This is a genomic window from Halalkalibacter okhensis (assembly GCF_000787375.1).
Taxonomy (GTDB): domain Bacteria; phylum Bacillota; class Bacilli; order Bacillales; family Bacillaceae_D; genus Halalkalibacter; species Halalkalibacter okhensis.
Genome location: NZ_JRJU01000014.1, coordinates 1 through 12,188, shown reverse-complemented (window position 1 = coordinate 12,188; position 12,188 = coordinate 1). Strand labels below are relative to the sequence as shown.

Below are 12,188 nucleotides of genomic sequence, written 5' to 3'. Positions count from 1 at the left end.
ATTGCCTCTATTATACGATTTCCAACTTCTGATGACAAACATCACAAAATATATCAGACCCCAAAAGCCTTGTGCTGGATATTAGCTCTTCTATGAAATAATAATCACTTTATAGCATAGTAAATTCACTATAAATAAAAAAAGCCCCTAAAAGGGGTTTCTTCTAGAAATCATCCATTAAACATTCGATAAGCCATGTTCTGTACCTTTGTACTGCAAACGGTGATGAACCTCGTACTCCGGTGGCAATCATCTATCTACAAAGGATTTACTCCCAGTCCTTCTCAACAGTTCAATTCCCGTTTAAGAAGATGCCCCTACCATATTTTGGGTTTCTCGCTCGTGGGGTTTACCTCGTTCCACTCCACTCGTTTCCGAATGGACTACGTCACTGTGGCACTTTCAAAGGCATCACACCATATCAAAAATGACGTAGGTGCTTACCTTGCCGTTAGTCCAGTCAAAACCAGACTACCCTAGCTTATGAATTGGCTAGGCACGAACACTACGGACATCGCAGCCCGTGCGAGCATGGACTTTCCTCTACACGACAAGCGTGCAGCGATTACCTGAATGTTTAACGTTGTCTTAAGCGACAAAAATAAGTATACCTTGAAACAAGATAAGATTCAACAGGTAATTATTTCAATTTTTTCGAATGGCCTGTCTTGCTAATGAATCAGCATTTTTATTTTGGTTACTTGGCACCCATTTCATAAAAAACAATTCAAATTGATCAATTCGAGCGATTGCTTTTTCTAAATATGGTTGGAATCGTTTGTTTTTTACATAACGTTTTTCAATTGCATCATCGATTAACTTGGAATCAGTCCGAAACGAGACCATCTTAATGCCACGCTCAATGCATAAATCAAGCGCAGTAATTAATGCCTCATATTCTGCCTCATGATTTGACATCTGCCCGAGTGGAATGGAATGGTTTTCAACTTTACCATTTTTATAATTAATAAAGATTCCCGCTCCGGAAGGTCCAGGATCCCCTGCACTTGCGCCATCAATATAAATATCGATCATGAAATAACACCTACTCGTACAATTTACTTCCAAAGACCTTCTTCTCTAAGTTAGACAAACGTTGAAGTATATCGTAATTTGTACTACCAACGGTTTGAGATGGTGCTTGACGCTGCGATCTGTCAGATAATTTCTTCACTTCACGCTTAAGGTGTGCATTCTCTTGCTCTAATAGCTCTACTTTCCGTTGAAACAATTCGTAATCTTGTATAATAGCATCTAAAAACTTATCAACTTCATCTGGGTTGTAGCCTCTCATGCTCGTTTTAAAATCTTTTTCAAGTATTTCTTTCGCCGTAAAACGAATATTTTGTTGGTTCATTTCCTTCACCTCTACCCACGTGTATGAACAGCTTCTCTATCTATTTTTCCAAAAGTTTGCCTTCTTGTCAATTTAAATTACGATTCCCACTCTGTACTAAAATTGTCGAATTGTTCTTCTTGAACCAATAATTCAAGGTCAGTTGGGGTAATAAATAGCACTGGAAAGGACTCTTTCTCTTGTTTCTTTTTAGCCACTTCTAAGTAGTATGTTGGAGACCCAGGCTTATCCTCATCATATAGCAACAGCAAGCCGTCCACTTTCGAAATAATAAATTCGTTTTTTTGTCTTAATTGAGCAGGATTGTCATATGGCCTTTTCGTAATACTATCAACAAAATCAGCCTGATTAATAATTTCTTGATAATAAGATTTCGTTGCTTCTTGCCAATTCTCCTCCTGCTGTAGAAAAGGAGTTAAAACAGCTAATTGCACTTGAGGGTAATCTACTTTTAATGCAATAACAACTTCAGCTGCCCATAATTCAACCCCTAGCTGCCCACTAATAATGACCCACTCTACCCCCTCTTCCACTAACGAACGAAGCCGCTGTTCTATCGCTTTCTTTATGTAATAAATTCCTTTATGTTTTTGATCAAATATTCCAAGTTCATGTCCTTTATATCCTGAAATGGCAATGGTCTTCAAATTATCACCTTATCCTGCTAGAAAGAGCGAACTGAAATCAGTTCGCCCTTCTTCCATAATTACTTTCGTCTACCGCAACCAAACCCCGGACCTGCTTGAGGTCCGAATCCTGGGCCTCCATTAAATCCTGCTACTTGAGGACCATATCCTGGGCCTCCATTAAATCCTGCTACTTGAGGGCCCATTCCTGGACCTCCATTAAATCCTGCTACTTGAGGGCCCGTTCCTGGACCTCCATTAAATCCTGCTACTTGAGGGCCAAATCCCGGTCCGCCTGCAGTTGGGCCTCCCGGCTGTACAAATTGTTGATTAAAGATTTGTTGACTTTGTGATGTTGTATGCGGAAAGCTCGCAACATGTTTATAAACGTGATTCGTATTATAGTGAGTGTGTGATGGGTGTACATGTGGTACGATATACTCACACGTTTTATCGACAACTTGATGTTGAGTTGGCGATACTTGTGCAGGCATCACCTGAGTTGTTGTTGGCAGTTTACAAACTTTAGGTCTAGGTTTGCAAAACATAAGTTAATTCCTCCTTTTTTATTTGAGTCAATATTAACCTATGTCACAAAAGTATTTCATGTACTAGATGTTTGACCTAATTATCCGCCTAATCCCTTTTAAATCAACTGTTTGGGTCTCTGTCTATAAGAAAAAGAGAGCCGAATCCCGAATTTCACTCATAATAAACAATGTCAAGCCAATCATTACAAAAAATAATACTAAAATTGCACGATACATTTTGTTCACTCATTTCTTTAAAAAGAATTACCGAAACATATTGTAATCGTTTCTGAACGCGTTGACAATTCCTTTTTTTACATTACATAAACTTACAAAAATCTTTATGATAAATGTTGAAATTTGTTTGAAAACCGCTAATGATGCGCTTCCCCAGGAAATGAGTATTTCACTTTTCACCCTATTTTCCTCTCCAATCTTTTTATTCTTAACTGAAGGTCATTGCGCATCTTTTTTGTTTTTCTTTCGGGTAAGTTGATACAAATTCATTATCCGCAAGAGCTAATCTTGAATAATAGATTGCCCTCTCAAAATCTTTTATGTGATGCTCATGTATTTTCGAACATTCAATCGAAGCTAAATACGTATATCTCTTTGTTCCAACAAGGGATGAAAAACTTACTAATGCCTCCTCCCAGTTCTTGTCTTTCTTTAAGCACATAGCGAAAGCAAACATACTTGCTTCAGCTACTGTTGAACCTACTCCCTTTAATAATTCGTACTGCCCCTTAGCAATTTCACTCTCTCCGATAGCCTCATACCATCTAGCTACTTCATATTTTTCCTTATCATTTAAAGAAAAAGAGTCCCACATTAAGATCATAGAGGACAAATGACTATAAAGTGTCAATAAAGATAAGACATCCCATTCATGGTGTTGGAAAATACCTTTTACAAATTCTGGATTCGGATCTTGAAGAAAGTCAAAATACAACATTGGTGCCATGTAACTCGGTGTATCTTCAACTCTTTCAAATGCTAGCACTTCTTTTTCGACAACAGCTAATTTACAAGAAGGAAGTAGGTCTTTCCACATCCTTCTTGATGCATGAAGCAAATCAAAATGCCCAAATTTCGGAAGTTTTGGCACTTGATCACGTACAAATGTGTGACGAGTCTTTACTTGTGGCCAATCGAATGCTTTTCCGTTGTATGTTACGAGATTTCCTAACGTACCTACCTCTGTTAAAAAATGATGATAAAGTGCCACTTCTGATTCAGGTCCTGGTAAAAAGAATTGCTTTACACCAACATAATCCTCTTTAAATTGTGCATAACCTAACATGAAGATCGTATTTCCAACTCCACTGCTCAAACCAGTTGTTTCTGTATCAAAAAACAGCAATTCTTCAACCCGTCGCCCTTTTGCAGACAAAGGGTGTGAATAAATATGATCTTGCCATCGATTAACTGCATCTTTTGTTTGGCAAAAAGCATATTTTCCGTGTTTATGCTCCATTGGGTATTGCGTTTCCCTTACCATTATATATTGATCTTCAAACCAAGATGGAGTTGTTTGAAAAAGGTGCCAATCGGATTCGAAAGGAATATGCTTCTTTTCTCCTGGAAGATGTGCTAGTGGTACAATTAAAGGAGGTTCTTCCTTAGTGTTGTTCATCCCCATGTGTTGCTTCATTCGTTGCAATTTATTTTTCATTTCTCCCCCTCTCCCCTATTTCACCTTAATAAGACGAATAAGCCGTTTTACTAGAGCCTTAATATTGCCTTCCCCCGCACCTACACAAGCTGGACACCCTTGCTCGCAATAACAATTAGAAATAAGGTGTTCGACTTGATTGATAATCGTGGGTAAGTTCTGATATACCTCTTTTGCTAAACCTATTCCTCCTGGATAACGATCATAAAGAAAAATGGTTGGCAATTCAGAGTGTTCCGCTTTCATTTGAGGAACTACATGTAAATCGTTACGGTCACACATAACAAAAACAGGTGCTACTTGTTGAAGTAATTGAGCTAGCCCTGTTAGTGCTTGATCAAAAGGACTTTCATTAAATCGATCGGAAATTTGCGAAGAAAAGCTGATCCACAACGCATTTGTATGAAGTTCTTCCTCTGGTAAATGAATGGGGCCTGATCCAATATTTTCAAAGGTTGATAGACGTATTTTCTTAAAGATGGTTGCTTTCGCATTTACCATCACATCTCCATAACTTACTGTAACTTCTTTTTCTGATTGAGTTTGGTCTTCTTCTAACACTTTTAGTTGAACAGCTAAGTTGGCATCTGTAAAATATTCAACATCTACCTCACGTACAAATGCCTTTTTCTCATCCCAATCTAAATATTCCACTTGGTATTGAATTCCTTGATGTAAATAAATTGCTTCATCATGTAGCAATGTCATGGCACTAAATCGATCCATTTCACCAATAACGGAAGGCTTAGAAACGTCGCTTTGATCGATAATTATGACATTTTCTTGTGAAGCAGAACGTAAGCTAATGCCATGAGCTGGGAATGCATCGTTCATCCAATACCATTTATTTGCACGCTCATGTAAAACGTTTTCTTCTGTCAAAAATTCAAGAATTTCTTCAATATCGACACCATCAAATGTTTCTCCTCTTTTAAACGGAAGTTCATAAGCCGCACATTTTAAGTGATCCACAAGAATGATAAGATTATCCGGGTTGATTCGTGCCGATTCAGGACTTTTATCAAAAAAGTATTCCGGATGTTGAACAATATATTGATCAATTGGGGTGGAGCTAGCAACCATAATGATCACAGACTCATTTTGTCTGCGACCTGCTCTTCCTGCCTGCTGCCATGCACTAGCAACAGAACCAGGGTATCCTGTCATGATACACACTTGAAGCTGCCCAATATCAACACCTAATTCTAATGCATTTGTACTAACAACCCCAATAATTTCTCCTTGTCTTAATCCACGTTCTATTTCCCTTCGTTGTTTCGGCAAATATCCACCACGATAGCCACGAATTGAATCCGGTCCGATGTGCTTTTTTGTTAATGCTTGCAAGTGGCTTAAAATAATCTCAACACGTACTCTACTTCTTGCAAAAACGATCGTTTGAATCTTATTTTCCAGAAATTTCTTAGCTATTTCATTGACCTCGACTGTGGCACTCTTACGTATATTTAACGCTTGATTGACAATAGGAGGATTATAAAAAAGGAAATGTTTTTTTCCTCTAGGCGCCCCATTTTGATCAATGAGCCGCATCGGACTTCTTGTCAATTCTTCAGCCAATTCTTTCGGATTAGCAATCGTTGCTGAAGTACAAATAAAGGTAGGATTGCTTCCATAATAATGAGCAATTCGCTTTAATCTACGAATCACGTTTGCAACATGACTACCAAATACACCACGATATGTATGGAGCTCGTCAATCACGATATACTTTAGGTTTTCGAAGAAAGCGACCCATTTGGTATGATGAGGCAATATGGCCGAATGCAGCATATCTGGGTTCGTAATGACTACATGTCCCGCTTTCCTAACTGCCTGCCTAATGTTTGGCGCAGTATCCCCGTCATACGTGAAGCATTTCAAATTAATTCCGATCTCTTCAATTATTTCATTGAGCTCACTTTTTTGATCTTGCGCTAGTGCCTTTGTTGGAAACAAGTATAGAGCACGGCTTTCTTGGTTTTCCATAATCTCCTGCAAAACTGGCAAATTGTAGCATAGCGTCTTTCCAGATGCTGTTGGTGTGACGGCTACTATATTTTCTTTTTTTGTGTATATTGAAATGCCTCGGCCTGATGCGAATAAAGCGAGCCAATCCCGCGGTCCTTCAGAGCTTGTTGAATTTTCACGTCTAATTGCTTCGGAAAATCAACTAGTTTCGCCTTAACTGCATCCATCTCATGCCAATGGACTATTTGGTCTTTCCATTCATTCTTCGTACGAAAATCATCAAGTATATGCTGTAAATTTTTCTTGAACATTGTACACCTCAAAAAATAGTTGATTGTTTGATTAGTCAAAAAAACAAATTAGAAAAACCTTTATCCTATTCTAAATAAATATCTCATTTTACTTTCCTTTTCATTTTAGCGAATGTTTGTTTGTTTTTCTAGCCTTATCATGATGAAGGTAAAGGAAATTAATTACAGTAAAGGGGAATGATTAATCTCCAGTGTAACCAATGGATGACAATTGACATCTATCCTACTTCCTTTTACCATTGTACGAAACATGGCTTATAGCAAACTAGGAATCACCAGTTTACATTTTTGTAATAAAGGGTATAGATTATTTAGATTTTGAGTACATCTTTAATACGGAAGATAGCTTATTAAGTCTTAAAACTATTCGATATTTACAGCGTTAGAAAGAAGAATTTAGATAGAAAGATGTTGATTAGTGATGAGGAAAAAGCATATAAACGAAATCTCTTTCTTGCGTAGTATTGCTTGTTTAAGCATTGTGCTTCTCCACTCAATTGCTTGGGGAATGGAATATGTTGGATTTTTGTTAAACTTACCTGAATACAGTGAAGTTATTCTTGATTCAATCAATGTATTCTTATATTATGGGACCCCTACTTTTATTTTTATTACCGCTTTCATATTAGGATATAGTTATAAGGAAAAAACAAGTATCCCAAATGGCTTCCTTACCAAGCGCTTAAAATTCATTTTAATTCCTTACGTCTTTATGGCTTTTCTATATGCATCACCGTATGCGCTTGTTTCGTTAGAGCAATACACAATGAAAGTTCTTTTAAACATATTTATCGGAGATTTCCATGCTTATTTTGTTCTAATCATTTTCCAGTTTTATTTATTGTTTGTATTATGCAAAAAATGGCTAGACCGCGCTCATCCAAGTAAGGTCATAATTTATTCCTTATTCATTAATGTAGCGTATTTGTGTATCTTTAACTTTACAAATCCAATTAACTTTATTTTTAGCGACTATGTGTGGGAACGATTTTATTGGATCCCTTTCCCAGGCTGGATTTTTTATTTCTCAATTGCTTATTATGTTGGGCAAAACTATGAAGCCTTCATTCGGTATATTCAAAAGTACAAAGCTATTGTTATAGCAGCACCTTTTGTTACCGGGATTGTCCTGCTCTATTTTTATCATAGTGGCTTGCTTACAATCCATAGTTCAAAACGGATTGATATCCTATTCCATACATTAAGTGTGATTGCCTTTATCATTTATTTCGCAATGAAAATGAAGGCCATTCCCTCTTTCTTTATGATGGTCAATAAATACTCGTATGGCATCTATTTGTTGCATACAAGTTATATTTCTATATTTATTGTTTTCTTTACAATCTTGTCTGTAAACTTTGGAATATTTACGATACTCATTTTATTTGTTGCAAGTACAACCTTTTCAATTTTAACAATTTATTATTTAAATCGCTTTGCCATAGGAAAGTATATCGTTGGAAAGGTCGACCTACCGAAACGGGTAAAAAAAGTAGGGTCAGAAGCTGTTTTTGCTAGCAATAATCACCATACAAATTCCTAAACATATCAACAAACATACTATAGTTAGGGTGCATTCTAATGATCGGACGAAAAAAGAAACTCCTGCTTGTAGCGGGAATGGTTAATATATTGGCTATCAGCCTTATAAGTTGCCATTCGAACAAACAAGGAGATTCAACATGGGAATACCACTCTCATCCAGAAGATGCAGGATGGTCTAAAAAGAAATTAAATGAAGCAAAAGAATATTATAATTCACTCGGCTCTACCTCAGCCATGGTTATTTATGACGGTAAAATTCTCGTCGAATGGGGCGATGTTACAAAAAAAAGCAATGTTCATTCGGTTAGAAAAAGCTTTTTAAGCGCCCTGTATGGCACCCATGTTGATAATGAAATCATTGATATTAATGCTACCCTAGAAGAACTAGAGGTTACCGATCATGAACCATTATCCGTATTAGAACAGAATGCAAAAGTGGAAGATCTACTTACCTCACGCTCTGGAATTTTTTTAAGAGCTGGAGAGGAATCGTTGCTGATGAGGTGGAATCGCCCAGAACGAGAAGCTCATTTACCAGGAACATACTTTCATTATAATAACTGGGATTTCAATGTTTTAGGAACGATTTTTAATGAAAAAACAACCAAAGACTTATTTAGTGAATTTCATGAAAAGATTGCGTTACCTCTAGGAATGGAAGATTATACGCCGGAAGACTCTTTCTACAAGTATGAGCTTAACCGTACACTCCATCCATCATATTTATTTCGTATGTCTGCGAGGGATATGGCTCGATTCGGACAATTGTATCTTCAAAATGGGCAGTGGGCAGGACAGCAGTTGATTCCGGAAAAATGGGTTCAAACAAGTACATCAAAACATACAGATGTACCCGCTTCTACCGAATATGGATATGGGTATATGTGGTGGGTTGCTGACAACGGTCGCTTGCAAGATTTGGGTCTTTATTCAGCAATTGGACGTTATGGCCAGTCTATAGATATTGTCCCAAAAGAAAATCTTGTTTTTGTACACCGCGTAGATTCCGACCAATTTTTAAATCGTACCTTTAATCATGTGAATGATCGAAACCGGCTACGATTATTAGAGATGATCATTGATGCTAAACTATAAAAGGAATCAGGCTCACGATTGAAGACCCTACCAATGTCTTATCATGAGCCTGATTTATTTGCTACTTGGTTATAAACAATTGCGTCCAATAATTTCCATTCTCGACATGCCCAACCCCAATATGTGTAAAGGAGCCGTTCAGGATATTTTCTCGGTGTCCTTGACTATTCATCCATGCCTGTACCACTTCTTCAGGACTACGCTGACCTTGTGCAATATTTTCTCCTGCAGCTTGATATGAAATATCAAAATCCCTGATCATATCAAATGGAGATCCATATGTTGGGCTTGTATGTGAAAAATAATTATTTTCCTGCATATCTGTTGACTTTACTCTTGCCACATTGCTAAGTGCTGCATCAGCCTGTAAATCTGATAACCCATTGTTTCTTCTTTCTGTATTCGTCAGTTCGATCACCCTTTGCTCAAACTCACTAATTCCCTCCGTTGTTTCTTGTTGAGGTGTTTCTTCTTGTTGGTCTGCTTCTGGCTGAGCCTGTTCAGGTTGTTGCCCTGTTGGTGTTTCTGGCTGAGCTTGTTCTGGCTGCCCTGTTGGTGTTTCTGGTTGTACAACTTCTGGTTCTGGAGCAGGTCCGCCCCCTTGCCCTGGTGGCATACCTCTACGTAATCGTTCGGCAATGTCTTCAGGAGAAAGCTGAGTTGACCCTTCAGGTAATAATCTTGCAATATCTTCTGGTGTTAATTGATTAGCCCCTTCAGGTAAATGCTGCATCACATCTCCCGGTAACAACCTCGCAATTTCGTCTCTTGACATTTGGACAGATTGTTGGACGTCAAAGTCATATTTGGCATGTTGAATTTGAATTGGTTTTGTATGTGGATATTGCTCACTTGAAGCCGTCGTAAAATCACTTGAAATTTGACCTTCTCCAACTCCCATTCCTTCCATTGCATTTTGGTCATCTTGGCAACCAACAACAATAAATAGAAAAGCACTCAATATAGCTAATATGATTGTTCTTTTTTTCATTTTCTTTGCTCCCTTTGTTTTTTATTTTTATTGTTCATTTAAACCGTAAAAATAATAGCTTTTTTCACTTGGTAAATTTATGAAGTTTTATAATAGAACTAGATGTTTGGAAAGGATCTCCACGCATAACTACTCAATGTAAAACAGATCATAACTAATGTTTCATTCATTGATTCAAACTATTTTGAAGGGGGAAGCAATATGCAAATGTTTGGTCGCAAACGCAAAAAAAACGGAAATGGTTTAATGATGTCTGTTGTAGGTTTAGGAGTTGGAGCAGCTGCATATTCAATGATGAGAAATAGAAATAATGGTGGGAACAACATGAACATGATGGAGCCTTTAAAAGATATGTTAAACCAAAATCAAAACCAACGTTAATGAAAGAAAAGAGGATAAGTCGCAACGACTTATCCTCTTTTTTTGTGTTAGAAGTAGTAAGAAGAGTGATTTTCTACTATCCAAACAGTATGTTTGTTGCTAGGATCTTTAAAGACAATTCTTCTTTGCTTAGTTATGCAATTTTAAGTGTTTTTCCAAAAGGTACCTTTGGAACAAAATTATTTGGAACTAACCACATCACATCATAATCGACCGATAAATCCTCATAAAAATAACCAGTTACATCTGTTATATAAAATAAAATATCGACATTTTCAGCTTCGGCCCATTCAAGAACTTCAGTATATGACGATTTTCCGTGCTTATAATATGTCACTTTAGCATTAGCGACCGAAGAAATATCTCTAATTTTAAAATCTGACTGAATGAGCTTTGTATCTGGGTTTAATTGAGCGAATAGTGAAATGATGTTGTCAATTAATTCTGTGTTGACTTCATTCGTTGATGTATCAACAGCTAACGCTATTTTTTTTCCTTGTTGACGTTGAAGTGTTGTTAATAGTGCTTTTTGCCATTTCACAAAGCATCGCTCCTTATAATCAATTTCCTGCAATGATTATTTTGTTTTTCAGAAGCAAAAGATATTCTTGTTAATCAAGGATAATTATTTACTATTGCTGCCTATTACTTAACTCTATATGTATTTAGTAATAGTCAGCAATGCACTTTTCATGCGATTCAATTTTTCAGATTATAATATGGAGGTTATTATGAAAAAAGCCGTCTTTTTAGATCGTGATGGAGTCATAAATGAAGTATTAAGTTCGAGGGTTAAATTTGTGAACAAACCTAGTCAGTTTTACCTATTAGAGGGGGTTGGAGAGGCCATATCTCTTTTAAATTTGGCCCACATCCCAACATTTATTGTTACAAATCAAGGTGGTGTAGGACTTGGTTTTATGAAAGAAAGCGCCCTACATAACGTGCACAAAAAAATGATTGCTGAACTAGCAAAATATGGAGCTCATATTGAGGATATTGCGTATTGCCCTCATAAACCTACTGCCGGTTGTGTCTGTAGAAAACCGGAAGCACAAATGTTAATTGATTTAGCTTCCGCTCATAACATTGATTTGTCAGGAAGTATCATGGTGGGAGATCGAGAACCTGACATAGAAGCAGGAAAGAAAGCCGGATGCAAAACCGTATTAATTGGTGATGAATCGGATAATTTTGCACAAGCAAACATCGTTTTCCCTCACTTATTAGCTGCAGTTCCATGGATTTTAGAGGAACTACACTAGTGAAGGTATTCCAAAAGGTCTCTTTTCCCTTTTGGAATACCTTAATTATTTAGATTAATCCCAAGTATTATTGTTGTTCCACTGGTTCATTGGAGGCATCTGATCTACTTGCCAGTTAGCACTATCCGGTGAAATTGCTCCATTGTATTCTGATTCAGGGTAACCTGCTTCCGGCAAAGGTGGCATTTCTCCACCTGGGAACCCGGGGCCTGGCATGTGACCTGCTCCCCACTGACCTCCTGGAGCTTGTGGCATTCCTCCTGGATAACCCGGACCTGGCATATGACCTGCTCCCCACTGACCTCCTGGAGCTTGTGGCATTCCTCCTGGATAACCCGGACCTGGCATATGACCTGCTCCCCATTGGCCTCCTGGGGCTTGTGGCATTCCTCCTGGATAACCCGGACCTGGCATATGACCTGCTCCCCATTGACCTTCTGGGGC

General features: G+C 37.7%; 11 protein-coding genes, 1 other RNA gene and 2 pseudogenes. 4 read left to right on the top strand and 10 right to left on the bottom strand.

The window, feature by feature from the left end:
- Positions 1–184: 184 nt before the first annotated feature.
- The 7 genes and pseudogenes from rnpB to LQ50_RS11465 all read right to left on the bottom strand — a co-directional run bounded on the left by rnpB (position 185) and on the right by LQ50_RS11465 (position 6,467).
- Positions 185–577: RNase P RNA component class B (gene rnpB, locus LQ50_RS24645), an RNA gene on the bottom strand.
- A gap of 68 nt (positions 578–645) precedes the next feature.
- Positions 646–1,035 (bottom strand): reverse transcriptase-like protein, encoded by a 390-nt coding sequence (locus LQ50_RS11490; protein WP_034629311.1) that lies wholly within the window; start codon positions 1,033–1,035, stop codon positions 646–648.
- 10 nt (positions 1,036–1,045) lie between these two features.
- Positions 1,046–1,357, bottom strand: coding sequence for a cell division regulator GpsB (gpsB, locus tag LQ50_RS11485; RefSeq protein WP_034629308.1), 312 nt, complete (start codon positions 1,355–1,357; stop codon positions 1,046–1,048).
- Between the two features lie 77 nt (positions 1,358–1,434).
- Positions 1,435–2,004, bottom strand: a complete 570-nt coding sequence (locus tag LQ50_RS11480; protein WP_034629305.1) for an SLOG family protein — start codon at positions 2,002–2,004, stop codon at positions 1,435–1,437.
- Between the two features lie 59 nt (positions 2,005–2,063).
- On the bottom strand, positions 2,064–2,531 hold the full coding sequence (locus LQ50_RS11475) for a spore coat protein (RefSeq protein WP_034629303.1): 468 nt from the start codon (positions 2,529–2,531) through the stop codon (positions 2,064–2,066).
- Positions 2,532–2,958: 427 nt separating this feature from the next.
- On the bottom strand, positions 2,959–4,188 hold the full coding sequence (locus LQ50_RS11470) for a ribonuclease H-like domain-containing protein (protein WP_052144711.1): 1,230 nt from the start codon (positions 4,186–4,188) through the stop codon (positions 2,959–2,961).
- Positions 4,189–4,203: 15 nt separating this feature from the next.
- Positions 4,204–6,467 (bottom strand): annotated as a pseudogene (locus tag LQ50_RS11465) (DEAD/DEAH box helicase).
- Positions 6,468–6,888: 421 nt separating this feature from the next.
- On the opposite strand from LQ50_RS11465, the gene LQ50_RS11460 reads away from it, so the two are divergent.
- Both LQ50_RS11460 and LQ50_RS11455 read left to right on the top strand, forming a co-directional pair.
- Positions 6,889–8,010 (top strand): acyltransferase family protein, encoded by a 1,122-nt coding sequence (locus tag LQ50_RS11460; RefSeq protein WP_034629301.1) that lies wholly within the window; start codon positions 6,889–6,891, stop codon positions 8,008–8,010.
- 38 nt (positions 8,011–8,048) lie between these two features.
- Entirely contained in the window at positions 8,049–9,107 is a 1,059-nt protein-coding gene (locus LQ50_RS11455; protein WP_034629299.1) for a serine hydrolase domain-containing protein, read from the top strand.
- A 61-nt stretch (positions 9,108–9,168) separates the two neighbouring features.
- Here the strand turns inward: LQ50_RS11455 and LQ50_RS24940 are convergent, their stop codons facing one another.
- Positions 9,169–10,098 (bottom strand): CAP domain-containing protein, encoded by a 930-nt coding sequence (locus LQ50_RS24940; RefSeq protein ID WP_034629297.1) that lies wholly within the window; start codon positions 10,096–10,098, stop codon positions 9,169–9,171.
- A 201-nt stretch (positions 10,099–10,299) separates the two neighbouring features.
- Here LQ50_RS24940 and LQ50_RS11445 point away from each other — a divergent pair, with 201 nt between their 5' ends.
- Positions 10,300–10,479, top strand: a complete 180-nt coding sequence (locus LQ50_RS11445; protein ID WP_034629293.1) for a DUF3918 family protein — start codon at positions 10,300–10,302, stop codon at positions 10,477–10,479.
- Between the two features lie 133 nt (positions 10,480–10,612).
- On the opposite strand, the gene LQ50_RS11440 is transcribed toward LQ50_RS11445, so the two are convergent.
- A complete protein-coding gene (locus tag LQ50_RS11440) occupies positions 10,613–11,020 on the bottom strand; it encodes a VWA-like domain-containing protein (RefSeq protein WP_034629291.1) in 408 nt (135 codons plus the stop codon).
- Between the two features lie 190 nt (positions 11,021–11,210).
- Here LQ50_RS11440 and LQ50_RS11435 point away from each other — a divergent pair, with 190 nt between their 5' ends.
- Positions 11,211–11,744 carry a D-glycero-alpha-D-manno-heptose-1,7-bisphosphate 7-phosphatase gene (locus tag LQ50_RS11435; RefSeq protein ID WP_034629289.1) on the top strand — a complete coding sequence of 178 codons (534 nt, stop codon included), beginning with the start codon at positions 11,211–11,213 and terminating at the stop codon, positions 11,742–11,744.
- A gap of 54 nt (positions 11,745–11,798) precedes the next feature.
- Here LQ50_RS11435 and LQ50_RS25435 read toward each other — a convergent pair.
- Positions 11,799–12,188: pseudogene (locus tag LQ50_RS25435) on the bottom strand (hypothetical protein); the annotation flags it as partial.

Coding starts and splice junctions, on each gene's coding strand:
- LQ50_RS11490 (WP_034629311.1), bottom strand. CDS start 1,035: ATGATCGATATTTATATTGATGGCGCAAGTGCAGGGGATCCTGGACCT.
- gpsB (WP_034629308.1), bottom strand. CDS start 1,357: ATGAACCAACAAAATATTCGTTTTACGGCGAAAGAAATACTTGAAAAA.
- LQ50_RS11475 (WP_034629303.1), bottom strand. CDS start 2,531: ATGTTTTGCAAACCTAGACCTAAAGTTTGTAAACTGCCAACAACAACT.
- LQ50_RS11470 (WP_052144711.1), bottom strand. CDS start 4,188: ATGAAAAATAAATTGCAACGAATGAAGCAACACATGGGGATGAACAAC.
- LQ50_RS11460 (WP_034629301.1), top strand. CDS start 6,889: ATGAGGAAAAAGCATATAAACGAAATCTCTTTCTTGCGTAGTATTGCT.
- LQ50_RS11455 (WP_034629299.1), top strand. CDS start 8,049: ATGATCGGACGAAAAAAGAAACTCCTGCTTGTAGCGGGAATGGTTAAT.
- LQ50_RS24940 (WP_034629297.1), bottom strand. CDS start 10,098: ATGAAAAAAAGAACAATCATATTAGCTATATTGAGTGCTTTTCTATTT.
- LQ50_RS11445 (WP_034629293.1), top strand. CDS start 10,300: ATGCAAATGTTTGGTCGCAAACGCAAAAAAAACGGAAATGGTTTAATG.
- LQ50_RS11435 (WP_034629289.1), top strand. CDS start 11,211: ATGAAAAAAGCCGTCTTTTTAGATCGTGATGGAGTCATAAATGAAGTA.